Origin of the sequence: Azospirillum sp. ST 5-10 (assembly GCF_051225715.1) — a bacterium.
Classification (GTDB): domain Bacteria; phylum Pseudomonadota; class Alphaproteobacteria; order Azospirillales; family Azospirillaceae; genus Azospirillum.
Map to the genome: position 1 here is coordinate 289,875 of NZ_JBPJSP010000004.1, position 22,227 is coordinate 312,101.

Genomic DNA, 22,227 nt, shown 5'->3' on the forward strand with positions numbered 1-22,227 from the left:
CCCCGGCGCGCCCGCCCCGTCGACCGTCAACGACGGGGCAGATCACCGGAAGCCGTCGATCAGCCGCCGTACTCGCCGACGCTGACGTCGTCGTAGGGTCCCTTGCCGTTGAGGGAGAAGACCATCACGCCGCCACCCATCTGGGTGTAGTGCTGCAGGTTCTTGAAGGCGCCCACGGCCCCGAGACCGGCGGTGGGGTCCTGCAGGTCGAACACCAGACCGACCCCCGGCCAGCCGCCGACGCCGTACATGATGGCGACGTACTGCGTGCCCTCATGCTCGTAGGTCATGGGATAGCCGATCACGCCGGACGGCAGCTTGAACTTCCACAGGAGTTCGCCGGTGTCGCTGTTGCGCGCCTTGATGAAGCCGTCGAGGGTGCCGTAGAAGACGAGGTCGCCGGCGGTCGCCATCGTGCCGCCCCACACGGCGAAGCGCTCCATCTTCTCCCACTTGAACTTGCCGCTGATGGCGTCGTAGGCCTTGATCTGGCCCAGCCCCTCGTAGCCCTGGCGGTCGCCCTTGGGGCCCGGGTACATGTTCAAGGTCGCGCCGACGAAGAACTGGCCGGCCCGGTAGGGCAGCATGAACGGCTCCCAGTCCATGCAGATGTGGTTGATCCCCATGAAGAAGAGCCTGCGGTCGGGATCGTAGGAGTCGTGCCCCTGGTTGTGGTAGCCCATGGCCGACGGGCAGATGTCGCGGGCCATGTGGTCCATGCGGGTCGCGTACTCGGGATCGCGCACCGGCAGCCCGGTCTTGAGGTCGACGTGGGTGAACACGTTCACCGTGTCGTCGATCTTGTCGGCGGAGACGAGCTCGCCGTTCTCGCGGTCCAGCGTGTAGACGATGCCGTTGCGGTCGGGGTGGGTGAGCAGCTTGCGCATCTTGCCCGACTTGTCCGGCTGCTCGCTCAGCATCATGACGTTGACGCCGGCGTAGTCCCACTCGTCATGGGGCGTCTTCTGGTAGCCGAACTTGGCCTGGCCGGTGTCGGCGTCGCGGGCGAAGATGGTCATCGTCCACTTGTTGTCGCCGGGCCGCATGGTCTCGTTCCACGGCGCCGGGTTGCCGGTGCCGTAGTAGATGAGGTCGGTGCCGGGGTCGTAGGCGTACCAGCCCCAGTTGGTGCCGCCGCCGATCTTCCAGGCGTCGCCTTCCCAGGTCTCCAGCCCCAGCCCCTTCTGGCCGTAGTGCGGGTTGGTGGCGTTGAAGTCGGCGCCGATCAGCATGGAGTCGTCGGAGCCGGTGGCGAACGCCCGCCACACCAGCGCGCCGGTCTTCACGTCGTAGGCGGTGACGTAGCCGCGCACGCCGAGCTCGGCGCCCGACGAGCCGACGATGACCAGGTCCTTCACGACGTAGGGGGCGATGGTCAGGGTCGAACCGACGGCGATGTCGGAGTTCTCCAGCTTCCAGTACTCCTCGCCGGTGTCGGCGTTGAGCGCCACCACGTGGCCGTCGAGCTGGGTCTTGAGGATCAGCGGCGGCACCTTGCCGTCGCCCGGCCAGTAGGCGAGGCCGCGGTTCACCACGTCGCAGCAGGCGACCGAGCGGGCCACCGGGTTCTGCTTGGGCTTGTGGTGCCAGAGGATGCGGGTCGGGTCCTTCAGATCGAGGGCGAAGGTGGAATTGGGAAAGGCGCCGTGGACGTACATCTTGCCGTCGACCACCAGCGGCGCGCCCTCGTGTCCGTGCAGCACCCCGGTGGAGAAGGACCAGGCGGGACGCAGCTGCTTCACGTTCTCGGTGTTGATCTGGTCGAGCTTGCTGAAATTGTCCGAACTGTAGTTCTTACCGGGCATGACCCAGTTCTTCTCGTCCTGCGACAGCTCGAACAGCTTGTCGTTGGCCTGGGCCGGCGCCAGGGCACACAGCTGTCCCCCTGCGACAATGGCCGCCGTCATGGTCACGGCGGGCAACGAAGTCAGGAAGCGTTTCATGAACGTTACCTCCCCTTGCTTTTCTCGACAGGGTGACGGGCACCCGGATCCTCGGTCCGCCTAGTTCGCGGCCACGGTCGGCGTGCCGGCCGTCGTCGCGGGGACGGTGCCGGCGGCGCCACTGCGGTTCCCCTGCAGCGCCTGAAGTGTTCCATCCGCCGGCGCTCCTGTCTTGAGCAGGTCTGGCAAATCGAACCGGGAAGCTTTGGCAATTAGAGGCGCCACGGCGCGGCAGGGCCGCCGGGCGCTTGCACCGCCACAGGCGCGGGCCCATAGGATGAGGAGGATGCGGCCGCGCACCGCGCAGCGGCACCGCGTCCCCCCGCGCCGGAAAGGAGCCGCCCGTGTCCAGCCTGCGCCGATCCGGCCCCCGCCGCGCCGCCCTGGCGCTCGCCCTCGCCGCCCTGGCCGCCGCCTGCGACGGCGAACAGGCGTCCGACGGGAACGCCGGCGGGAACGAGCTCGCCGCGGTGACCGCGGACCCGGCGGCCACGATCGCCGGCAAGGCCTGGCTCGCGGTCGGCGATTCGACGCCGCCGGCGCAGTGGCTGGCCAGCCGCGCCGCCGGCGCCGACGTCCCGCCGTCCGCCCCGGCCGTCGACGGCTTCCGCGACCTTCTCGCCCGCGCCGACCGCGATTTCGACGAGACGCCGCGGATGATCGCCAACCGCACCGTGCAGTTGCAGGACATGCTGGCCGGCCGCGGCATCACCGAAGGCCTGGACTCCCTCATCGAGGGGCTGCTGACGGTCGGCCAGCACGGCGCCGAGCAGGGCTTCGGCGAGGCCTGCCAGCACTATTTCAATCTCCGCACCTCCGGACAGAGCCGCGACGACGCGCTGGCCGCGCTGCAGCGGGCGGCCGACGACGCCCGGCGCTGAGGCGCCGCACACGCGGGCCAACCCGACATTCGGCCCAAAGAACAATTGTCGGGCGAACGACCCTTCGGCCACATTTAAGCAACCCTGAGGTTCGCCGGCGCGGTCGCCGCGGGCCGCTCAGGGACGCGGCACCGCGGGGGCCACGACCGTCCGCGGCGGGAGGAGGCCCAGTGAGAATGGCAGAGGTCGGCGTGACGGACGAACCAGGCGCGCCCTACCACCGCGTGCGCTCCGCCGACGGGCCGTCCGCCCGGCCCCGCACGCCGGTCCCGGCCGGCCTGGCGCGGCGGCTGTGGCACGACCGGTCGCTGCGCGCGCAGATCCTTGCAACCTTCGTCCTCATCAACATGATGGCGTGCGCCCTGGCGCTGGTCCTCGTCGTCGCCAACGCCCGGCGGGCGACGCTGGTCGAGATCGACTCCTCGGTCGATCTGGCCGAACGGTTCGTGCGGGCGACGCTGCAGCATCTGGAGGAGGCGAGCCCAAACGGCCTGCGCCTGGACGACCTGCCCCTGCGCTTCAGCCACCAGCGCCACGTGCGGATCGTCATCACCGCCGCGGCGGACCGGGCGGCTCCCGTCGCGGTGGACGGGGCGGCGGCGCCCGAGGAGACGGCGGCCCGGGACGGCGACGCCCCCGCCTGGTTCTCCGCGCTGGTCGGCGTCGAGGATTCCGGCCGGTCGATCCCGGTCCTGTCGCAAGGGCGGCGGATCGCCACCGTGACGGTGCTCGGCGAGGCGGCGGACGAGATCGCCGAGGTCTGGCAGGACACGACCGACCTGGCGCTGCTGGCGGTGCTGGTCAATCTGGCGGTGGTCGCCGTGCTCTACGTGGTGCTGGGACGCGTGCTGGACCCTCTGCGCGGCCTCGCCGCCGGGTTCCACGAGCTCGAGCAGGGCCATTTCCGCCACCGTCTGCCGCGGCCGATGACGCGCGAGCTGTCGGTCATCGTCGAGCGCTTCAACGCCCTGGCCAACTCCCTCACCTGCGCCCAGGCGGACAACGCGCGCCTGAACCGCCGCCTGGTGGCGGTGCAGGACGACGAGCGGCGCCAGCTCGCGGTCGAGCTCCACGACGAGCTCGGGCCGTGCCTCTTCGGCCTGAAGGCCAACGTGGCGTCGCTGTCGCGCCTCGCCGACGCCCTGCCGCCGGCCCTCGGCGGCCCGGTGCGCGAGCGGGTCGACACCTTGATGGACATCGGCGAACGGATACAGACGGTCAACCGGCGCCTGCTGAAGACGGTCCGTCCCATGGCGCTGGGCCACGTCCCCCTGGCCGACGCCATCGCCGGCCTGGTCGCCGAGTTCGAGCGCCACGAGCCGGCCTGCCGGTTCCGCCTCGACGTCGGCCGGCTCGCGCCCAGCTACGGCGACAGCATCGACCTCACCCTCTATCGCTGCATCCAGGAGGGCCTCACCAACGCCGTCCGTCACGCCGGAGCCCGCGGCATCGCCGTCGCCCTCACCGAAGACGGCATGCCGGCGCGCGGCGACGGGCCGGGCGGGAGAGCGGCGGCGATCCGGCTGTCGGTCGAGGACGACGGCCGCGGCATGGCGCCCGACACGCCGGCCGGGCTGGGGCTCACCGGGATGAGGGAACGCGTCACGGCGCTGGGCGGGACCATCGCCATGACCGCCCGCCCCGGCGGCGGCACCCGCCTCGCCGTCGCCATCCCCCTCGACGACGGCGACCGCCCGCCCCCTTCCTCGGCGCTGCCCCAGGAGCCAAACCCATGACGCGCGTGCTGCTCATCGACGACCATCCCATGGTCCTGCAGGGCTGCCGCCGCGTGCTGCAGGACGCCGACTTCCACGACGTGCTGGAGGCGAGCAGCGCGATGGCCGGCTACCGCCTGTACCGCCGCCACCGCCCGGACCTGGCGATCATCGACCTGGCCCTGCAGGGCAGCGGCCTCGGCGGGCTGGCGCTGATCCACCGCATCCGCCTGCACGACGCCCGGATGCCGATCCTGGTGTTCAGCATGCACGGCGACGCCGTCATCGTCAGCCGCGCCCTGGAGGCCGGCGCCAACGGCTATCTCCTCAAGGACACGGCGCCCGAGGACTTCATCGACGCGGTCTACGCGGTCCGGCGCGGCCGGCCCTACCTCAGCCACCAGCTCGCCGTCCAGGTGGCGATGCTGGGCACCCGCAGCCGCGAGAGCACGCTCGGCACGGTGACCCCGCGGGAGCTGCAGACGCTGGCCCTGATCGCCGACGGCAAGTCGTACAGCCAGATCGCCGACGAATTGGGCGTGAGCTACAAGACGGTGGCCAACACCTGCTCGCAGCTCAAGATCAAGCTCGGCGCGCACAACCTGCCGGAGCTGATCCGCATGTCGATCGAGTTCCTCTCCTCCTCGCCCAGCCAGTACCGCCAGCCGGTCCTCGCGGCCCGCGTCGCCTGAGCGGGGTTGCGGCGACGTTGCCCCTCCCCCGGCCCTGCCGGGGGAGGGTGGCGCCGCAGGCGCCGGGTGGGGGCAAGGTCCGGCGAGGATGCCGGATTTCGGATGGTGCGCAGCACGGGCGCCAGCATGGTCGGTGACACCTTGCCCCCACCCTCCCGGCCTTTGGCCGGGCCCCTCCCTCCCCCGGGCTCGCCGGGGGAGGGATATGAACCCGCCCCCTCCCCTCCCTCACCGCTCCAGCGCGCGGGCCGCCGGGATGACGTCGCCGTATTTCTGGGCGATGTCGAACAGGCTGGCCTCGTGCGGGCCGATCGCCCGGTCGCCGACGCAATCCTCCATCACCATCGGCCGGAAGCCGTGCGACATCGCGTCGACGACGCTCGCCCGCACGCAGCCGCTGGTGGTGGCGCCGGCGATCAGCAGGGTCTCGACGCCGCGCTGCGTCAGCCACGGCGCCAGGCCGGTGCCGAAGAAGGCGGACGGCACGGTCTTGCGGACCACCAGCTCGCCCGGCGCCGGCGCCAGCTCCGGAACGATGGCGCTGATCGCCACGTGCTCGGTCAGGGTCCGCATGCCCGGCACCTTGATCGAGAAGACGTTGGCGTCGGCGCCATCGTCGGCGTAGACGATCCGGCTGTGGGCGACCGGCCAGCCGCGCGCCCGGGCGGCGGCCAGCACCTCCGCCGTGCGGGCGATGGCGGGACCGATGTTGCCGCCGCCGAACACCGCCGGGTCGGCGAAGCCGTTGACGAAATCGACGATGAGCAGGCCGATGCGGCCCTGGAAGCCCAGGGTGCGGCCGAAGCCCTGGCGGTCGTAGACCTCGGTCTCGCTCATGCCAGCGCCTCCGGCTCCAGGAGCCGGCCCTCGCGGACCACCTCGCGCCCGTCGACCGCCACCGTGCAGTGGCGCATGGGGATGTCGATGTGGCAGGCGGTGGTGCGCGATCCGCCGGCCTCGTTGTTCGGCCCGAGCGAGAACAGGAAGTTGCCGGCGAACGCGCGGGCGTCCATGCCAAGCGTCTGCTCGCGGTCGTAGAGGCCGAGCGTCGACCAGCGCGCCCGCCGCTGCAGCCCCCAGCCGACGTGGGAGATGGCGTAGGCCTCGGGGTCGCCGAAGGCGTCCATGTAGTCGTTCAGCAGGTCGGCGTCGAGGTCGCCGGTGATGGCGGTGACGTAGCCCTTCTCCACGGTCATGTCGATCGGCGTCGTCACGTAGGACTTCATCGGCAGCAGGATGTCGCCGCGGTCCAGCACGATGCGGCCGCTGGCCTGGCCGTCGTTGGGGAAGGTGAAGCTGAAGCCGCTCGGCCAATGGTCCCAGCGCCCGGGCTCGTCGACGAAGCCGTACTCCTGGACGATGGGGAACTCGCCGAGCGGCAGGCGCAGGTCGGTGCCGGCCCGCGAGGTGACGCGCATCTCCCTGGCGCCGCGCAGCAGGGCCGCGGCCTCGGCGGTGCGCGCCTTGTCCTCCTCGCTGGGCAGCAGGCGGACGAGCACCTCCGGCGGCTCCACCGCCAGCAGGATCTTGGTGCCGCCCTCCAGGATCTCCATCTGCTCGGGCGAGAACAGCAGGGTCATCAGGTCGAGCACCAGGTCGCTCGCCTTGAGCGCCGCCATCGCCGCGCGGTTGCCGGTGAGCGGCGTGGTGCCGAGATAGGCGAGGCTGTCGCGGCTGTGCGCGTGCTCGGCGTTGACCGGCGGCAGGTCGAGCCGGTTGACCGTCGCCCCCAGGGCGGAGGCGGCGATCACGGCGGTGCGCAGGGTCTGCGGGTGGGTGCTCTGGCTGGTCAGCACGGTCACCGTGTCCTGCGGCTTCAGCTTCGACAGGGTGAGGACGTGGGTCCAGGCGCGGACCATGTCGGCGTCACTGACGGGCATCTCGGGGTCCTTTCAGATCAGCGGTTGGGGCAAGGGTCAGACCGGCGTGCCGAGGAAATCGCCGAAGGCGCGGTAGAAGCCCTCCTCGTCGTCCCACGGGATCATGTGGCCGGCGGTCTCGACGCGGACGGTGCGGACGGACGGCAGGAGGGCGCGGATCTCCGTCTCGTCCTCGGGCAGGATCACGCCGCCGCGGCCGGCCATCATCAGCAGGGTCGGGCAGCGCAGGCGCGGCAGGTCGGCATGGACGTCGTCGCTCTGGAAGCCCTCGTAGGCGGTGACGATCGCCCGCTCGTCGCAGGTGTGCAGCCATTCCGCGCGCAGGCGAAGCTGCTCGTCCGTCCAGGTCGGGCAGAACGGGCGCATCGCCTCGAGGTCGCAGCCCCGGCGCGCCAGCCGGATCGAATCGACGTACCAGGGGAGCTGGGCCGGATAGGGGCGCCGCCCCGGCCCCGACACCGGGGGATCGACCATCACCAGGCAGCCCGGCGCGGCGCCGTGGCGGCCGACGGCGCGGGCGGCGATGCGCCCGCCCATGGAGTGGCCGACCAGCGCGTAGTCGCCCAGCTCCAGCGCCCCGGCGAAGGCGGCCAGGTCGGCGGCCATGGCGTCGAGCCCGTAGTCGAGGGCGTCGGACGCCTCCGACAGGCCGCGGCCGCGCACGTCGAGCACGTAGGTGTCGAAGGAGCGGCCGAAGCGCTCGCCGACGAAGCCCCAGGTGACGGCGGGGCTGGTGATGCCGGGGACGACGACCACCGGCCGGCCGCGCCCGCCGAAGCGCAGATAGTGCTGGCGGATGCCGTTGGCGCGGACGTTGGCGCCGTAGAGGAAGGTGCTCATGGCGGGATCCTCCGTCGTCCGGTCAGTAGGCCCCGGAGAGCAGGGCACCCGCTCCCGGCACGAAGGTCTTGAGGTCGAGCGCGCGCAGCATGGCGTAGGTGGTGGCGACGGCCGCCGTGACCACCGGCTTGCGGACCTGCGCCTCGACCTGGGCGACGGAGGGCAGCGAGGGCATCTGCACGCAGGCGGAGAGGACCACGGCGTCGACCCCGTCGGTGTCCAGCTCGGCGACGATGGCCGGCAGCCGGCCCGGGTCGTGGCGCCCGACCGCCAGGTTGTCGGGGATCTCCAGGGCGCGCCAGTCGGCGACCTGGATGCCCTCGTGCTCGATGTAGTCGACGACCACCCGGGTCAGCGGCTTCATGTAGGGGGCGACGAGGGCGATCCGCTTCGCGCCGATGACGTGCAGGGCGTCGACCAGGGCCCCGGCGCTGGTGACGACCGGCGCCGCCCCGCCGTTCTCCGCCGTGCGGGCGTGCAGGCGGTCCTGGGAGACGCGGTGGTAGGACTTGCCCATGCTCATGATGGCGACCAGACAGGCGTAGCCGAGGACGTCGACCCGCGCGTCGCTCAGCTCGACGGCGCAGCGGTCGGACTCGGCGTCCATGGCCGCCAGCTCCTCCTTGACCACCGTCTTCATCCGCATGCGGCTGGAGTGGAAGGTGAAGCGGGTGCCGTGCGCCCGGGCGTGCGCGTCGAGCATCGCCGGGATCTCGGTCTCCATGGTCGTGTTGGAGCTCGGGACGATCTGGCCGATGCGGTAGGTTCTCGCGTGCATGTTCGTATCCTGAGGTTCGCTTAGGCGACGAGGCGCGGCGTGGCGGGCGCGCTCGGGCGGAAGGCGCGGGCGTCGTACTCGTAGACCCAGTTCGCCTTGATGCCGGTGGTCTGGGGGTTCAGCAGGCCGCGCACCCAGTAGACGAAGTCGCGCTTGGCCTGGGCGAGCGGCGACGGCAGATGGTAGGTCCGGCCGCGCTCGCGCGCCTCGAGCTGCACCCGGCTGGTGCGCGGCAGGCGCTCCGCCTCGTAGTCGCGGAACGCCGCGGCGACGTCGCCGCCGTGGCCGTCCAGGGCGGCGGCGAGGACGTAGGCGTCCTCGATCGCCATGGCCGCCCCCTGGGACAGGAAGGGCAGCATGGGATGGGCGGCGTCGCCCAGCAGCGTGATGCGGCCCTGCGACCAGGTGCGCATGGGGTCGCGGTCGAACAGGCCCCACTTGTAGACCTCGTCCACCCGCTGGAAGAGGGTCTCGACGTTGCGGTGCCAGCCCCGGAAGGCGCCCAGCATCTCGTCGCGGCTGCTGGGGGCGTTCCAGGACTCCTCCACCCACTCCTTGGTCTCCGCCACCGCGACGATGTTCACCGCCTTGCCGCCGCGCACGTAGTAGGTGACGACGTGGCTGTGCGGCCCGAACCAGAACGAGGCGTCGGGGCTGACGAAGTCGACCACGCCACCGACCGGCACCACGGCGCGGTAGCACATGTGGCCGGTGAAGCGCGGCGCCTCCTGCCCGAACAGGGCGGAGCGCACGACCGAGCGCACCCCGTCGGCGCCGACGATGACGTCGGCCTCGAATTCGCTGCCGTCGTCGAAGGTGGCCACCGCCGTGTCCTTCTCCTGCCGCACGCCGGTGCAGCTCACGCCGAAGGTCGGCACGCCCTCGGGGACCAGCGAGGCGAGAAGGCCGTGCAGGTCGGCGCGGTGGACGTGGAAGAACGGCGCGTCGTAGATCACCGGGCAGGTGTCGATCAGCGGCGTGCGGAAGCTCTCCCGGGCGGTGCGCCAGTTGCGGCCGACCAGGGCGTGCGGCAGGAAGCCCACCGCCTGCAGCTTGTCGAGCAGGCCCAGCGCCTTGATCACCTTGACGGCGTTCGGCGTCATCTGGATGCCGGCGCCGATCTCGCCGAAGCCGGCGGCGCGCTCGAACAGGCGGACCTCGAAGCCGCGCTGGAGCAGGCTGCCGGCGAGCGCGACGCCGCCGATGCCGCCGCCGACGATGCCAATTCGCAAGTTCGTCCTCACTGTCGTCTCCTTTGCCGAAGCGGCCTCAAGAAATTTAATTGGCCGTATGTTTAATTGTTATCGCGCGGCATGGGAAGGGCCGGCCGCGAGCGGGCCACCGGTCCCGGCCCGGCGCCAGCGTCCGGGTCAGCCGCCGAGATAGGCCCGCAGCAGGTCGGGATCGCCGCGCAGCTCCGCCGCCGGCCGGCTCGCGGCGACGCGCCCCGTCTTGACCACGTAGGCGCGGCTGGCGACGCTCAGGGCGTTGTGGATGTTCTGCTCGACCAGCAGCACGGTGACGCCGTGGCCGTTGATGGTGCGGACCACGTCGAACACCTCGTCGGCCATCTTCGGGCTGAGCCCGAGGCTGGGCTCGTCGAGCATCAGCAGGCGCGGCTCCGACATCAGTGCGCGGGCGATGGCGAGCATCTGCTGCTCGCCGCCGCTGAGCGTGCCGGCAAGCTGGCCCGAGCGCTCCCGCAGGCGCGGGAAACGGTGGAAGGCCATGCCGACGCGGCGCTGCACCTCCTGGCGCGAGCGGCAGAGATAGGCGCCGAGCGACAGGTTCTCGATCACCGTCATGCCCGGCCAGACGTGCCGCTCCTCCGGGCAATGGGCGATGCCGGCGGCGACGATGCGGTCGGGCGCGAGGTTGGCGATCGGCCGGCCTTCCCAGGTGATGGTGCCGGAGCGCGCCTTGAGCAGGCCGGAGATGGCGCGCAAGGTCGTGCTCTTGCCGGCGCCGTTGGCGCCGATCAGGGCGACGGTCTCGCCGGCCCGCACCTCCAGCGACACGCCGTGCAGGGCGGCCGTGCTGCCGTAGGCGACGTGCAGTCCCTCGACGGCGAGGACGGCGGGCGCCGCGGCGGCTGCGGCGGCGGGGGACGCCAGGGCGGTCATGGTCATGCGGCAGCCTTTCCGAGATAGGCTTCGGCGACCTGCGGGTCGGCCAGGATGTCGGCGGGCCGCCCCTCGGCCAGCATGCGGCCGAAGTTGAGCACGACCACCCGGTCGGACACCGCCATCACCATCTCCATGTTGTGCTCGACGACGAGCAGCGAGTCGACGTAGCGGCCGACCAGGGTCTTCAGCACCTCACCGAAGGTGGCGGCCTCATGGCTGTTGAGGCCGGCGGCGGGCTCGTCGAGCATCAGCAGGCTGGGCTTGGCGGCCAGCGCCACGGCCACCTCGAGAAGCCGCAGCTCGCCGCAGGACAGCAGGCGGGCCGGGGCGTTCATGCGGTGGGCGAGCCCCATCATCTCGACGATCGTCGCGGCGCTGTCGCGCGCCGCCCGCTCGGCGCGGCGCACCCGCTCGCCGGGGAAGAAGGTGGCGAGCAGCGACTGGCGCGCCGCCAGGTAGTGGCCGGTCAGCACGTTCTCGAAGACCGTCAGCCGCTTCATGACGTTGGTCTTCTGGAAGCTGCGCACGAGGCCGAGGCGGGCGATGGCGTGGGGCTTGCGGTTGGTGATCTCCTCGCCCTTGAACCAGACGCGTCCCTCGGTGGGCGCGTAGAAGCCCGTCAGCATGTTGAAGCAGGTGGTCTTGCCCGCACCGTTGGGGCCGATCAGGCCGACGATCTCGCCGCGGTCGACGGCGAGGCTGAACCCCTTCACCGCGGTGATGCCGCCGAACACCATGGTCAGGTTGTCGGCGCGCAGCAGCGGCGCCGTCTCCTTGCCGTCGCTCATACCGGCTTCTCCTCGATCGGGGTGGCGAGCGGGATTCGGGCGTCCTGGCGCTCGCGGCGCTGGGCGACGAAGCTCATCAGGCCGTTGGGCAGGAAGAGGACGACCGCCATGACGATCAGCCCGAACAGGGTGAGGCGCAGCTCCTGCGCCTCGCGCAGGTATTCCTCGAGCACCGTGACGATGACGGCGCCGGCCAGCGGCCCGATCAGGGTGCCCTTGCCGCCCAGCAGCACCATGATGATCATCGACACCATGAAGGAGAAGCGGAACACCTCGGGGCCGACGAACGAGATGTAATGGGCGTAGAAGCCGCCGGCCAGACCGGCCAGGAAGGCGCCGAGGACGAAGGCCTGCATGGCGCTGCCGAAGGGATCGACGCCGATCGACTGGGCGACGTAGCGGTTCTCCCGCACCGAGACCGCGGCCCGCCCGGCGTTGGAGTAGACGAAGCGGTAGGACAGGTAGAGCGACACCGCCGCCAGCCCGAGGACGACGTAGAGGAAGGTGGCCTTGTCGGTGATGCCGAACTGGTCGATGCCGGCCAGCCCCATCGGGCCGTTGGTGACGGCCACCCAGTTGTTGGCGACGATGCGCAGGACCTCGGCGAAGGCCAGGGTGACGATGACGAAATAGGGCCCCTGCAGGCGCAGCGTGATCGCCCCGATGAACAGGCCGAACACCGCCGCCACCGCGCCGGCCGCCGGGATCGTCAGCCACATCGGCAGGCCGGCGTGGGTGGACAGCAGCGCCGCCGTGTAGGCGCCGGTGCCGAGGAAGGCGGTGTGGCCGAGCGAGAACTCGCCGACGTAGCCGACCGTCAGGTTCAGGCTGTTCGCCAGGGTGGCGTAGAACAGGGCCATCACCGCGAGGTGGAGGACGTACTGGTCGGTCACCAGCACGGGCAGCAGGGCGGCGACGGCCAACGCCGCCAGGAGGATGTTGCGTTCCAGCGTCATGTCACGCCCTCTCCGCACGGATCGAGAACAGGCCCTGCGGCCGGAACAGGAGGATCAGGATGACGAGGATGAAGCCGATGACGTCGACCATGCCGGTGGCGACGTAGCCGCCCCACATGGCCTCGGCGATCCCCAGCAGCAGGCCGCCGGCGATCGCCCCGGCGAAGCTGCCCATGCCGCCGAGGATGACGACGACGAAGCTCTTCAGGCTGATCAGGCCGCCGACCGAGGCCTGGGCGGAGTAGATGGAGGCGAGCAGCATGCCCGACAGGGCGGCGAGCGTGCAGCCCAGCGCGAAGGTCGCGGCGTAGACGTGCCCGGTGCGGATGCCGGCGAGGCTGGCCGCCATAGGGTCCTGGAAGGTCGCCCGCATGGCCTGCCCGAGGCGGGTCTTCTGGATGATCAGGTGGGCCGCGACGATCAGGGCGATGCCGACGCCGACGTCCAGCAGGCGCAGCTTGGTGGCGACCACGGGCCCGAGGAACACCGGCCCCTCGGCGATCGCGCCGGCCACCTTCATGGGGGCCGGCCCGACCACCAGCAGGACCACGTTGACGAGGAAGATCGACAGGCCGATGGTCAGCAGGATGCCGGGCTCCTCGCCCTGCCCGCGCACCCGCTCGATCAGGACGCGGTCGACCAGCCAGCCGAAGCCGGCCATGACCGTCGCCACGACGACCAGCCCGGTGAAGAAGTCGAGCCCGAGATGGGTGGTGAAGAACCACCCGGCCACCCCGCCCAGCATGTAGAACTCGCCGTGGGCGAAGTTCACCACGCGCATCAGGCCGAAGATGAGCGTCAGGCCGAGGGCCGAGAGGGCGTAGAAGACGCCCATCACCAGCCCGTTCGTGAGGAATTGCAGAAAGAGGTCCATTGCCGTTCTCGCGTTGGCCGAGGCGGTGCGTGCGTCCCGGCCGGGAGCCCGGCCGGCGCGGCGCGTGCGGCGCCGCGCCGGCGGACCGGCCCGCCGGGCACGGATCAGTGCGGCGCGTCCACCGGCGTCGTCGAGATGACCTCCGGCGTGCCGTTGTGGATGCGCACCAGCACCGCGTCGAAGCCGTAGGCCTGGCCCTTCTCGGTGAACCGGTAGACGCCGTTCGGCGCCTCGTACTGCGTCTTGTGCAGCGCGGCGCGGATCGCCTCGGCGTCGGTGCCGCCGGCCCGCGCGATGGCCTGGGCGGTGATGTTGAGGGCGTTGTAGCCGGCGGCGCCGTACTTGCCCGGCTTCACCCCGTACTTCGCCTCGTAGGTCTTGACGAAGGCCTGGTTGCGCGGGGCGTCCATGCTGGACGCGTAGGGCACCGCGGCGTAGAGGCCTTCCGCCGCCTCGCCGGCGAGGTTGATGAAGTCGGCGGTGGCCCAGGAGCCGACGCCGAAGACCTTGGTGTCGATGCCCATCTCGCGGATCTGCTTGACCAGGACGGAGCCGTCCTGGGTCTCCGCCGCCACGAACACGCCGTCCGGCTTGGCCGCCCGCAGCTTGGCGAGCAGCGTGAAGAAGTCGGTGGTGCCGTGGTCGAAGTACTCGGTCAGCACCGTCTCCACGCCGAGCCCCGAGAGATCGCGGGAGAACTCCTCGATGCCGCCGCGCCCCCAGTCGTCGTTGACGCCGATGTAGGCCACGCGCGTCAGCTTGAGGCCCTGGGCGAGGATGCGGGCGAACGCCTCGGCCATCAGCTTGTCGGTCTCGGCGGCCCGGAAGAAGTAGGCGTTGCCCTGCTCGGTCAGGCTGGCGGCCGAGGACACGCCGGTGACCAGCGGCAGCTTGTACTTGGCGGCGACCGGCATGATGGCGGCGGTGGCCGAGCTGCAGAAGGCGCCGACGACGGCCACCACCTCGTCCTTCTTCACGAGCTTCTCGAAGGCGTTCACCGAGTTGGCCGGAGTGCACTGGCCGTCCTCGACGATCAGCTCGATCGGCTTGCCGAGCACGCCGCCGGCCCCGTTGATCTGCTCGAGGGCCAGCTTGGCCCCCTCGACCACCGACTTGCCGTTGTAGGCGACCGAGCCGGTGAGCGGCTCGATCAGGCCGATCTTGATGGTGTCCTGCGCCCGCGCCGGAAGCGCCGCGGCGATGCCTGCCAGCAGCAGGCTTCCCAGAACCAGTCTCTTCATCTCTCCCTCCGCTGTTCGACGGTTTTCTCGCGACAACGCCCTTCGACACTCCCGTCCGTCTCGCACCCCCGCACGGGGCGGGCGCCGGCCCGAAACGGCTGCGGCATCGTCCGCCAGGGACGCTGATGCCGGCATTTATTATTCGACCAATTAATTTTCGTCCGATGCTAACGGTAGGGTTTTCTCCCTGTCAATCGGTTTCCGGACACGCGGGCGCGGCGACGGACGTCGAGCGTCGCGCCGGAGGAGAGCAAGTTCCGGGCCAGCGCCGCGGTGCTGTCGCCGACGATGCGCAGCCGAGGACAGCGGCCGGTTTTTCGGGGAGGGGGCGCGGAGGATGCCCGGGGGCGGTCGACGCGCACGCGGCGTGCAGTTGCCGCCGGAGTAGGCATGAACGATCAAAGATTGCGCACCGGCACGGTGGGCGGGCGCGCCGGACGGGCCGCCGATGACGGCCCGCCGTCAGCCGGTCGGGAGGCCCGACCGGCGCTCTCCGTCACCGGGAGGCGGGGTGCGGGCGCAGCGATTCCAGGGTGCCCGCGTTCGGGCACAGCCGCGCGTGCGCGTCGCGCGCCGCGCCGGCCGCCAGCAGGTCGGCGCAGGCGCGGGTGGACGTGCAGTGGGCGCACACGCGGTTGAGGTCGTTCAGGACGTCGGGACGGTCGTCGTCGAGGGCGGCGCCGTCGATTCCGTGCAGGTCCAGGGCGGCCGGCAACAGCTCCCGCACATGGCCGGCCCGGCGCAGCACGGGCAGATCGTGCTCGCCCAGCCCCGCCTCCGCCAGGACGGCGCGGCGGTCGTGAGGTTCGAGGAAACGGAGCGCGTCGGGGCGCGACGCCGCCCGCAACCGGCGCACGAGCCGCGCGCCCCACCCTGCGGGCGACGCCAGAGCGAAAACAGACATGACCGGCCTCCTGCCATATTAATCGTCCGATTAATATGGCGGATCGGAGCCGCCGGCCGCCTTGACCTGGATCATGCGCCGTCGGACGGCGGCCCGGGCGTGCGGTCCGACGGCGGGGCGAGCATGCCGGCGGTGACGAAGCTGCTGATGGCGGTGATGATCTCGTCGGGATCGTTGGGATCGCAGAGTCCCGGCGCCAGTTCCTCGAGGCGGTGGGTGTCGGAGAAGGCGTAGAGGTAGGCGCCGATCATCAGGGTCATGCGCCAGTAGACGTCCTTCTCCGGCAGGTGCGGCATGGCCTCGCGCAGCGCCGCCGCGAAGATCCGCGTCGAGACGTCGTAGGCCTCGTTGCGCAGCTTGTAGGAGATCTCCGACGGCTCGGTGTGCAGGCGGGCCTGCAGGCGCATGAAGGTGCGCCCGGACGGCGTCTCGCGCATGGCCAGGGCCGGCATCAGGAAGGCGTAGACGATGTCCCGCACCGCCAGCGGCTTGCCGGTTCGGCGCAGGGCCTCCAGCCGCTGCACGCGATCCTCGGCGATCTGCCGGCCGCGGCGCAGGAAGACCTCCTCGAACAGGCCGTACTTGGAGCCGAAATAGTAGTTGATGAGGGCCTGGGTCACCTGGGCGCGGTCGGCGACGTTGCGCAGGCTGGTGCCGGCGTAGCCCAGCGTGGCGAACTCGATCTCGGCGGCGTCGAGGATCTCGTCGCGCACGTTGCTGACCCCCTCCGGACGGCCGGGCCCGCTGCGCCGCCGCGGCCCGCTCGGCGCCGCCTCCGCGTCCTGCGACGCCGTGACGGCTTCCGGAGTCTTCTTCGTCGCTCGACCCGTGCTCAACGCTGCGTCTCCTCCCGCTCCCCACCAGGCATCGCCGGCCGCCCCTATGTCGTCCTTTGCCGCGCCCCTCGGCAAGGCCCTTGTGCCACCGCGGCGGACTGCGGTCGCACGTCTCCACCGGTTTTCGGGATGGCGCGGGGTCGCGCGCGGCGATGCCGACGGCGCGCCTTGACGGAGGTATGAAAGTTTCATACCCTGAAGGAGAGATGGATCTTCGACGGAAAGAGCCCATGGCATCACCGGAAAAACGCACGTTCAGCCTGCCCAGCGAGCAAGCGGAGTATATTGACACGCTGGTTGCGTCCGGAGCCTATGCTTCGGGCAGCGAGGTGATTCGCGCCGGACTGCGCGCCTTGCAGGAGCGCGATGCCGCCGTCGAACGCTGGCTGCGGGAGGAAGTGGCGGACGCTTATGACGCCATGCAGCGGAACGCCGACCGTGCCATTCCAGCGTCGCAGGTGTTTGCCGCCGTTCGCGCCCGCCATGCCGACCGCGTGAAAAAGGGCGAGCGTGAGCCATAAAGTCCAATTCAGCCCGGAGGCGCAAAACGACCTTCTGGAAATTTACGACTGTATCGCCGGGAAGGCGGGGGCGGCGCGGGCGCTCGGCTATGTGGAGCGGATCGAACAGTATTGCCTGCGACTCGCCAACTTCCCGGAGCGCGGCACCGCGCGGGACGACATCCGGCAGGGCTTGCGGGTGATCGGGTTCGAAGGCCGGGCGACGGTTGCCTTCCACGTCGACGCCGGGCACGTCACCATCCTGCGCATACTCTACGCCGGTCGCGACTTGACAGGGGTGTAGAATGCACCGCCCGGCGGTGGCCTTCGGTGCTTCCGCTGGCGCAACGGCGCGGTGGTGCGGACGGGGGGACTCGAACCCCCACTCTTGGAACAAGAAGCAGATTTTCGTACCGACTTCGGCTTTCGCCGCCGCCCCGTGGGGCGTTCGTGGTCTGGACTATCCCTTCACCGTAGCCTTCCGACCTTAGGTGCCGCCCGTCTAGTCTCTACACCTTCCCCATCGCCGGGGCTTGGCTCGGGATTGGCCTGGGCTGTGCCGTTAGCGTTCCCCGAATTTGAGCGGTTCTACATCCCGGATTTCCCCGGGTGCACTCCAACAAAGTCTGCTGCGTCTACCGATTTCGCCACGTCCGCGACGACGCGCGGCGCGCGTCCTGGGGTTGCATAGCCCCTTGCGCCGCTCCGGTCAAGGCGTCGGTTCAAGGCCCGTGGACAAGCTTCGGGGCAATCCCATCTAGGAGGGGAACGGCGGGGAGGACGGGGCGGTGGACGAGAACGACTGGCTGCGGCTGGCGGCGATCATCATGGTGGCGATCATCGTCCTGCCCGGCGCCCTTCCGCGGGTGCGCCGCAGCCCCTGGCTGCGCAACGCGGCGATCTGGCTGGCCGCGGTCACCGCGCTGGTGTTCCTCTACGGCCGCCTCGGCCCGTTCTGAGCGGCCCGTTCTGAGGAGGCCGCTCAGTCCTCGGCCAGCATCATCACGCCGATCCCCATGGCGACGCTGCCGAAGGTGATGCCCAGGCCGGCGTACAGCAGGACGAGCGCCGCCACCCAGTGCTCGCTGGTGGTCACCAGGGTGCCGAGATTGGCGATGTCGAACAGCAGGATGCCGGTGGCCAGCACGACCGCGCCGGCGATCCCCGACACCAGATGCTGCAGAAGATAGTAGACCAGCGGCTTCTCGAACGGTTTCATGATCGCCCGGCTCCGGCCCGCGTTCCCACCCAAGAAGCGAACCTAGGGTCGAGCGCGCCGGGTGCAAGCCGGGTTGGACCGAAGATCAGCCCCCTTAGCCTTTCGTTCCATGGGTCAGCGTCGGCGTGCCGCCGAGGCGGCGGACGACGGCGCAGAGATCCTCGGCGACGGTGTCGAGCAGCGACTCGTCGGTGCCGCGCAGCACCAGGCTCACGCCGAAGAAGCCGTTGCGGAAATAGGGATAGCTGCCGATCTCGACGTCGGGGTTGCGCTCCTGCAGGGCGGCGAGGTCGGCGGCGATCCGCCCCTCGGCCAGCTCGCAGCTCACGGTGCGGGCGTGGATCGGCGGGCCGCCCTTGAGGCGCGGCAGCAGCCCGTCGACCATCGCCTGCATGATGTTGGGCACGCCGGCCAGCACGAAGACGTTGCCGATCCGGAAGCCCGGCGCCTGGCTGATCGGATTGTCGACCAGGACCGCCCCGGCCGGGACGTCGGCCATGCGCAGCCGCGCCGCGTTGAGCGCGCCCGTGGCGTAGTGGCGCTCCAGGCGGGCCACCGCCTCCGCGTTGCGCTCCAGCGGCACGCCGAAGGCCTTGGCGACCGATGCCGAAGTGATGTCGTCGTGGGTCGGCCCGATCCCGCCGGTGGTGAACACGTAGGTGTAGCGGGCGCGGCAGGCGTTGACGGCGACGACGATCTCCTCCTCCACGTCGGGCACGACGCGCGCCTCGCGCACGCGGACGCCGATACCGCCGAGCGTCTCAGCCAGGTACGGCAGGTTGGCGTCCTTGGTGCGGCCGGACAGGATCTCGTTGCCGATGATCAGCACGGCGGCGGTGGGGCTCAGGGACTCGGCAAGGCTCATGGCGGGTGTCTTCTCGTCGTCGGGCGGCCGCCACTGTCCCACAGATCGCCGCGCGCCGGAACTCGGCCGATGGATCATGGGCGTCGGAGCGGGCCGATTCCCGGCGGACGCGTCCCGGCGGGCTTGCCCCGCCGGTGGCCGGCCGCTAGCGTGGCCGCCCATGCGCTTCCCCTCCCCGCTCCTCGAAGGCCGGCTGCTGCGCCGCTACAAACGCTTCCTCGCCGACGTCGAGCTGGACGGCGCGGTGGTGACGGCGCACGTCCCGAACTCCGGCACCATGATGGGGCTGGACGCCCCGGGCAGCCGGGTCTGGCTGTCGCGCTCCGGCAACCCCAAGCGCAAGCTCGCCCACACGCTCGAGCTGGTGGAGGCGGACGGCGGCCTGGTCGGCGTCAACACCGGGCACCCCAACGCGCTGACGGCGGCGGCCATCGCCGCCGGGACGGTGCCCGAGCTGGCCGGCTACGCGCGGCTGCGCCGCGAGGTGCGCTACGGCCGCAATTCGCGCATCGACCTGCTGCTGGAGGCGGAGGACCGACCGGCCGCGTACGTCGAGGTCAAGAACGTCCACCTCCGCCGCCCCCGCCTGGGCGACGGGCGGGCGGCGGAGTTCCCCGACTGCGTGACGGCGCGCGGCGCCAAGCACCTGGAGGAGTTGGCCGCCATGGTCGCCGCGGGGCACCGGGCGGTGATGCTCTATCTTGTGCAGCGGAGCGACTGCGCCTACTTCCGGGTGGCCGCCGACCTGGATCCGGCCTACGCCGCCGGGCTGCGCCGAGCCGTGGCGGCGGGTGTGGAAACGCTGTGTTGGTCTTGCGCGATCACGCGCGAGTCGATTGAATTGGACCGTCCGCTGCCGATCCGGCTGGAGGGGTGACCGGGTCGGGCGGCCGTCAACGGGAAAAGGCAAATCTGGTGGAACACGACAACGTCGACTCCAGCCGCATCCGTCTGCATGGACCGGAGGACTTCGAGGGCATGCGGCGGGCCGGGCGGCTGGCCGCCATGACGCTGGACTTCATCGCGCCCTACGTCCAGCCGGGTGTCAGCACCGGCGAGCTGGACCGGCTGTGCGAGCAGTTCATGCGCGACCACGGCGCCGTCCCGGCGACGCTCGGCTACCGCGGCTACCCCAAGGCCTCCTGCATCTCGGTCAACCACGTGGTCTGCCACGGCATTCCCGGCGACAAGCGGCTGCGCGACGGCGACGTCCTGAACATCGACGTGACACCGATCCTCGACGGCTGGTACGGCGACAGCAGCCGCATGTACCTGTGCGGCGATTCGGTGAGCGTGAAGGCGAAGAAGCTGGTCGACGTCACCTACGAGGCGCTGATGATCGGCATCGCCCAGGTGCGGCCCGGCGCCACGCTCGGCGACGTCGGCCACGCCATCCAGACCTTCGCCGAGTCCCACCGCTTCTCGGTGGTGCGCGACTTCTGCGGCCACGGCCTCGGCCAGGTGTTCCACGAGCCGCCGTCGGTCCTCCACTTCGGCCGCCCCGGCACCGGCGTGGTGCTGCGCGAGGGCATGTTCTTCACCATCGAGCCGATGGTCAACGCCGGCCGCCACGACGTGAAGATCCTCGGCGACGGCTGGACCGCCGTCACCAAAGACAAGTCGCTGTCGGCCCAGTTCGAGCATTCCATCGGCGTCACCGCCGACGGCTGCGAGATCTTCACCCTCTCGCCGGCCGGCCACACCAGGCCGCCCTACCCGGCCCCCGAGGCGTGAGCGTTCCGGCGGACGGCCGCCGAGCGGCCGCCCGCGCCGACGCCGCCGTCAGGCGACGCCCACCCAGCCGGCCCCCAGCAGCGTGCCGGGGGCCACGCCCAGCAGGGTGACAGTGCCGCCGTCCACCAGCGCCAGCACGGCGTTGCCGGACGCGTCGGCATCCACGCTCCACGACGTCCCGGCGGCGAGGGCGATGCGGTCGCCGGCGCCGCCGTCGAAGCCGAGGACGGTGTCCGCCCCCTGCCCCGCCGCGACGGCGAAGACGTCGGCCCCGGCCCCGCCGTCCAGCCGGTCGTCGCCGGCGCCGCCGGACAGCGTGTCGTCGCCGAGGCCGCCAAAGACCAGATCGGCGCCGGCCCCGCCCTCGACCCGGTCGCCGCCCTGGCCGCCGTGCAGCCAGTCGTCGCCGGCGCCGCCGAAGACCAGGTCGGCGCCGAGGTTGCCGTAGAGGAAGTCCATCCCGGCGCCGCCGTCGAGCGTGTCGGCGCCGCCCAGGCCGAAGTTCTCGTCCATGCCGTCGCCGCCCTCCCACGCTCCGCCGGCGGCGTCGCCGAAGGTGCGCACCGGCATGAAGCCGGCGTAGGTGGCGATGGCGTGGGCGGTGGGATCGACGGCGCCAAGCTGGTCGAAGCCGGTGAAGGTGGCGGGCAGCGGCACGTCGCCCGGGCCCTGGAGACGGATCAGCGTGCCGTCGAGGGTGTAGTCGCCGGTGATGGAGGGCAGCGTCCCCAGGATGTCGTCGGCGGTCACGGGCGGATCGACGTCGATCAGGTCGGCGATCGCCTGCGCCACCGCCTGCTGCCCGGCCGGCGGCATGGCGCCGACCGCGGCGGCGATGGCCGCGCGGTTCTCGGCGAGGAAGAGGATGGGGTCGTCGACCGTGTGGAAGTTGACCAGCCGCGGGTCGGCCTCGGCGACGCCGTTGGTCCCCGGCGAGCCGAAGGTGACCCCGACGTAGGGGCCGGTGCCGGGCTCGTGCTCCTCCATGAAGTGCTGCACCATGGCGCCGCCCAGGCTGTGGCCGACCACCAGCACCTGGTCGAAGGATTCCGTCGCCGTCAGCCGGTCGACCGCGGCGACGAGGTCGGCGAGGTGCTCGGCGTGCTCGTCGATGTTGCGGAAGTCCTCGATCCAGTCCTGGCGGTCGTCGCTGCCGCGGAAGACGATGGCCAGGGTGTCCTTGCCGTCCAGTTGCGCCACCGCCACCATCGCCGTGGCGTTGGCGTTGGTGTAGACGCCCTGGTCCAGCACGCCGCTGGCCGGCGCGAGGTCGTCCGCGCCGAGCGGCGTCCACCCCGGCGCCAGCGCCCACACCTGCGCGGGATCGTTCTCGTAGACGGCCCGCGCCAGGGTCGCCGCCTCGGCGAACACGTTGTTGTCGATCGGGGTCAGCGACGTCGGGATGCTCATCGGTCCTCCGCACCGTTGGACAGCGGTCGCATCCTTTGTCGGGCG

General features: G+C 71.1%; 24 protein-coding genes. 8 read left to right on the forward strand and 16 right to left on the reverse strand.

What is annotated here, in order from left to right; translation table 11 throughout:
• Nucleotides 1-59: 59 nt before the first annotated feature.
• Nucleotides 60-1,943 carry a methanol/ethanol family PQQ-dependent dehydrogenase gene (locus tag ACSBPG_RS07330; protein WP_435536477.1) on the reverse strand — a complete coding sequence of 628 codons (1,884 nt, stop codon included), beginning with the start codon at nucleotides 1,941-1,943 and terminating at the stop codon, nucleotides 60-62.
• A 344-nt stretch (nucleotides 1,944-2,287) separates the two neighbouring features.
• On the opposite strand from ACSBPG_RS07330, the gene ACSBPG_RS07335 reads away from it, so the two are divergent.
• From ACSBPG_RS07335 to ACSBPG_RS07345, 3 genes are all read left to right on the forward strand, one after another.
• Nucleotides 2,288-2,824 carry a hypothetical protein gene (locus ACSBPG_RS07335; RefSeq protein ID WP_435536478.1) on the forward strand — a complete coding sequence of 179 codons (537 nt, stop codon included), beginning with the start codon at nucleotides 2,288-2,290 and terminating at the stop codon, nucleotides 2,822-2,824.
• A 191-nt stretch (nucleotides 2,825-3,015) separates the two neighbouring features.
• Nucleotides 3,016-4,560 (forward strand): ATP-binding protein, encoded by a 1,545-nt coding sequence (locus ACSBPG_RS07340; RefSeq protein WP_435536479.1) that lies wholly within the window; start codon nucleotides 3,016-3,018, stop codon nucleotides 4,558-4,560.
• On the forward strand, nucleotides 4,557-5,231 hold the full coding sequence (locus tag ACSBPG_RS07345) for a response regulator (protein ID WP_435536480.1): 675 nt from the start codon (nucleotides 4,557-4,559) through the stop codon (nucleotides 5,229-5,231). Before ACSBPG_RS07340 ends, ACSBPG_RS07345 begins: the two co-directional genes overlap by 4 nt.
• 228 nt (nucleotides 5,232-5,459) lie before the next feature.
• Here ACSBPG_RS07345 and ACSBPG_RS07350 read toward each other — a convergent pair whose 3' ends face one another.
• The 12 genes from ACSBPG_RS07350 to ACSBPG_RS07405 all read right to left on the reverse strand — a co-directional run bounded on the left by ACSBPG_RS07350 (nucleotide 5,460) and on the right by ACSBPG_RS07405 (nucleotide 16,454).
• Nucleotides 5,460-6,068, reverse strand: a complete 609-nt coding sequence (locus ACSBPG_RS07350; RefSeq protein WP_435536481.1) for an isochorismatase family protein — start codon at nucleotides 6,066-6,068, stop codon at nucleotides 5,460-5,462.
• On the reverse strand, nucleotides 6,065-7,111 hold the full coding sequence (locus ACSBPG_RS07355) for a 2,5-dihydroxypyridine 5,6-dioxygenase (protein ID WP_435536482.1): 1,047 nt from the start codon (nucleotides 7,109-7,111) through the stop codon (nucleotides 6,065-6,067). Before ACSBPG_RS07355 ends, ACSBPG_RS07350 begins: the two co-directional genes overlap by 4 nt.
• 36 nt (nucleotides 7,112-7,147) lie before the next feature.
• The gene (locus tag ACSBPG_RS07360; RefSeq protein ID WP_435536483.1) at nucleotides 7,148-7,951 is read right to left on the reverse strand and encodes an alpha/beta fold hydrolase; all 804 of its coding nucleotides are present in this window, start codon (nucleotides 7,949-7,951) and stop codon (nucleotides 7,148-7,150) included.
• Nucleotides 7,952-7,973: 22 nt separating this feature from the next.
• Nucleotides 7,974-8,729, reverse strand: a complete 756-nt coding sequence (locus ACSBPG_RS07365) for a maleate cis-trans isomerase family protein (RefSeq protein ID WP_435536484.1) — start codon at nucleotides 8,727-8,729, stop codon at nucleotides 7,974-7,976.
• 20 nt (nucleotides 8,730-8,749) lie between these two features.
• Nucleotides 8,750-9,973 carry an FAD-dependent monooxygenase gene (locus tag ACSBPG_RS07370; protein WP_435536485.1) on the reverse strand — a complete coding sequence of 408 codons (1,224 nt, stop codon included), beginning with the start codon at nucleotides 9,971-9,973 and terminating at the stop codon, nucleotides 8,750-8,752.
• Between the two features lie 126 nt (nucleotides 9,974-10,099).
• The gene (locus ACSBPG_RS07375; protein WP_435536486.1) at nucleotides 10,100-10,858 is read right to left on the reverse strand and encodes an ABC transporter ATP-binding protein; all 759 of its coding nucleotides are present in this window, start codon (nucleotides 10,856-10,858) and stop codon (nucleotides 10,100-10,102) included.
• Entirely contained in the window at nucleotides 10,855-11,643 is a 789-nt protein-coding gene (locus ACSBPG_RS07380) for an ABC transporter ATP-binding protein (protein ID WP_435536487.1), read from the reverse strand. The genes ACSBPG_RS07375 and ACSBPG_RS07380 overlap by 4 nt, the downstream gene beginning before the upstream one ends.
• Nucleotides 11,640-12,599 (reverse strand): branched-chain amino acid ABC transporter permease, encoded by a 960-nt coding sequence (locus ACSBPG_RS07385; protein ID WP_435536488.1) that lies wholly within the window; start codon nucleotides 12,597-12,599, stop codon nucleotides 11,640-11,642. Before ACSBPG_RS07385 ends, ACSBPG_RS07380 begins: the two co-directional genes overlap by 4 nt.
• 1 nt (nucleotide 12,600) lies before the next feature.
• Entirely contained in the window at nucleotides 12,601-13,473 is an 873-nt protein-coding gene (locus ACSBPG_RS07390) for a branched-chain amino acid ABC transporter permease (RefSeq protein WP_435536489.1), read from the reverse strand.
• Between the two features lie 104 nt (nucleotides 13,474-13,577).
• Nucleotides 13,578-14,714, reverse strand: coding sequence for an ABC transporter substrate-binding protein (locus ACSBPG_RS07395; protein ID WP_435536490.1), 1,137 nt, complete (start codon nucleotides 14,712-14,714; stop codon nucleotides 13,578-13,580).
• A 496-nt stretch (nucleotides 14,715-15,210) separates the two neighbouring features.
• The gene (locus tag ACSBPG_RS07400) at nucleotides 15,211-15,618 is read right to left on the reverse strand and encodes a hypothetical protein (RefSeq protein WP_435536491.1); all 408 of its coding nucleotides are present in this window, start codon (nucleotides 15,616-15,618) and stop codon (nucleotides 15,211-15,213) included.
• A gap of 71 nt (nucleotides 15,619-15,689) precedes the next feature.
• The gene (locus tag ACSBPG_RS07405) at nucleotides 15,690-16,454 is read right to left on the reverse strand and encodes a TetR/AcrR family transcriptional regulator (RefSeq protein WP_435536492.1); all 765 of its coding nucleotides are present in this window, start codon (nucleotides 16,452-16,454) and stop codon (nucleotides 15,690-15,692) included.
• 230 nt (nucleotides 16,455-16,684) lie between these two features.
• On the opposite strand from ACSBPG_RS07405, the gene ACSBPG_RS07410 reads away from it, so the two are divergent.
• The 3 genes from ACSBPG_RS07410 to ACSBPG_RS07420 all read left to right on the forward strand — a co-directional run bounded on the left by ACSBPG_RS07410 (nucleotide 16,685) and on the right by ACSBPG_RS07420 (nucleotide 17,913).
• A complete protein-coding gene (locus ACSBPG_RS07410; RefSeq protein WP_435536493.1) occupies nucleotides 16,685-16,975 on the forward strand; it encodes a type II toxin-antitoxin system ParD family antitoxin in 291 nt (96 codons plus the stop codon).
• Complete coding sequence (locus ACSBPG_RS07415; RefSeq protein ID WP_435536494.1) at nucleotides 16,965-17,258, forward strand: type II toxin-antitoxin system RelE/ParE family toxin; 294 nt, start codon at nucleotides 16,965-16,967, stop codon at nucleotides 17,256-17,258. The genes ACSBPG_RS07410 and ACSBPG_RS07415 overlap by 11 nt, the downstream gene beginning before the upstream one ends.
• Before the next feature lie 484 nt (nucleotides 17,259-17,742).
• Entirely contained in the window at nucleotides 17,743-17,913 is a 171-nt protein-coding gene (locus ACSBPG_RS07420; RefSeq protein WP_435536495.1) for a hypothetical protein, read from the forward strand.
• Between the two features lie 23 nt (nucleotides 17,914-17,936).
• Here the strand turns inward: ACSBPG_RS07420 and ACSBPG_RS07425 are convergent, their stop codons facing one another.
• Both ACSBPG_RS07425 and ACSBPG_RS07430 read right to left on the reverse strand, forming a co-directional pair.
• Nucleotides 17,937-18,173: a hypothetical protein gene (locus tag ACSBPG_RS07425; protein WP_435536496.1), complete on the reverse strand. Its 237-nt coding sequence runs from the start codon at nucleotides 18,171-18,173 to the stop codon at nucleotides 17,937-17,939.
• Nucleotides 18,174-18,267: 94 nt separating this feature from the next.
• Nucleotides 18,268-19,038, reverse strand: a complete 771-nt coding sequence (locus ACSBPG_RS07430; RefSeq protein WP_435536497.1) for a competence/damage-inducible protein A — start codon at nucleotides 19,036-19,038, stop codon at nucleotides 18,268-18,270.
• A 160-nt stretch (nucleotides 19,039-19,198) separates the two neighbouring features.
• On the opposite strand from ACSBPG_RS07430, the gene sfsA reads away from it, so the two are divergent.
• The gene (gene sfsA, locus ACSBPG_RS07435) at nucleotides 19,199-19,915 is read left to right on the forward strand and encodes a DNA/RNA nuclease SfsA (RefSeq protein ID WP_435536498.1); all 717 of its coding nucleotides are present in this window, start codon (nucleotides 19,199-19,201) and stop codon (nucleotides 19,913-19,915) included.
• A gap of 38 nt (nucleotides 19,916-19,953) precedes the next feature.
• Nucleotides 19,954-20,772, forward strand: a complete 819-nt coding sequence (gene map / locus ACSBPG_RS07440) for a type I methionyl aminopeptidase (protein WP_435536499.1) — start codon at nucleotides 19,954-19,956, stop codon at nucleotides 20,770-20,772.
• A 48-nt stretch (nucleotides 20,773-20,820) separates the two neighbouring features.
• Here map and ACSBPG_RS07445 read toward each other — a convergent pair whose 3' ends face one another.
• Nucleotides 20,821-22,182 carry a hypothetical protein gene (locus ACSBPG_RS07445; RefSeq protein ID WP_435536500.1) on the reverse strand — a complete coding sequence of 454 codons (1,362 nt, stop codon included), beginning with the start codon at nucleotides 22,180-22,182 and terminating at the stop codon, nucleotides 20,821-20,823.
• Nucleotides 22,183-22,227: the final 45 nt, after the last annotated feature.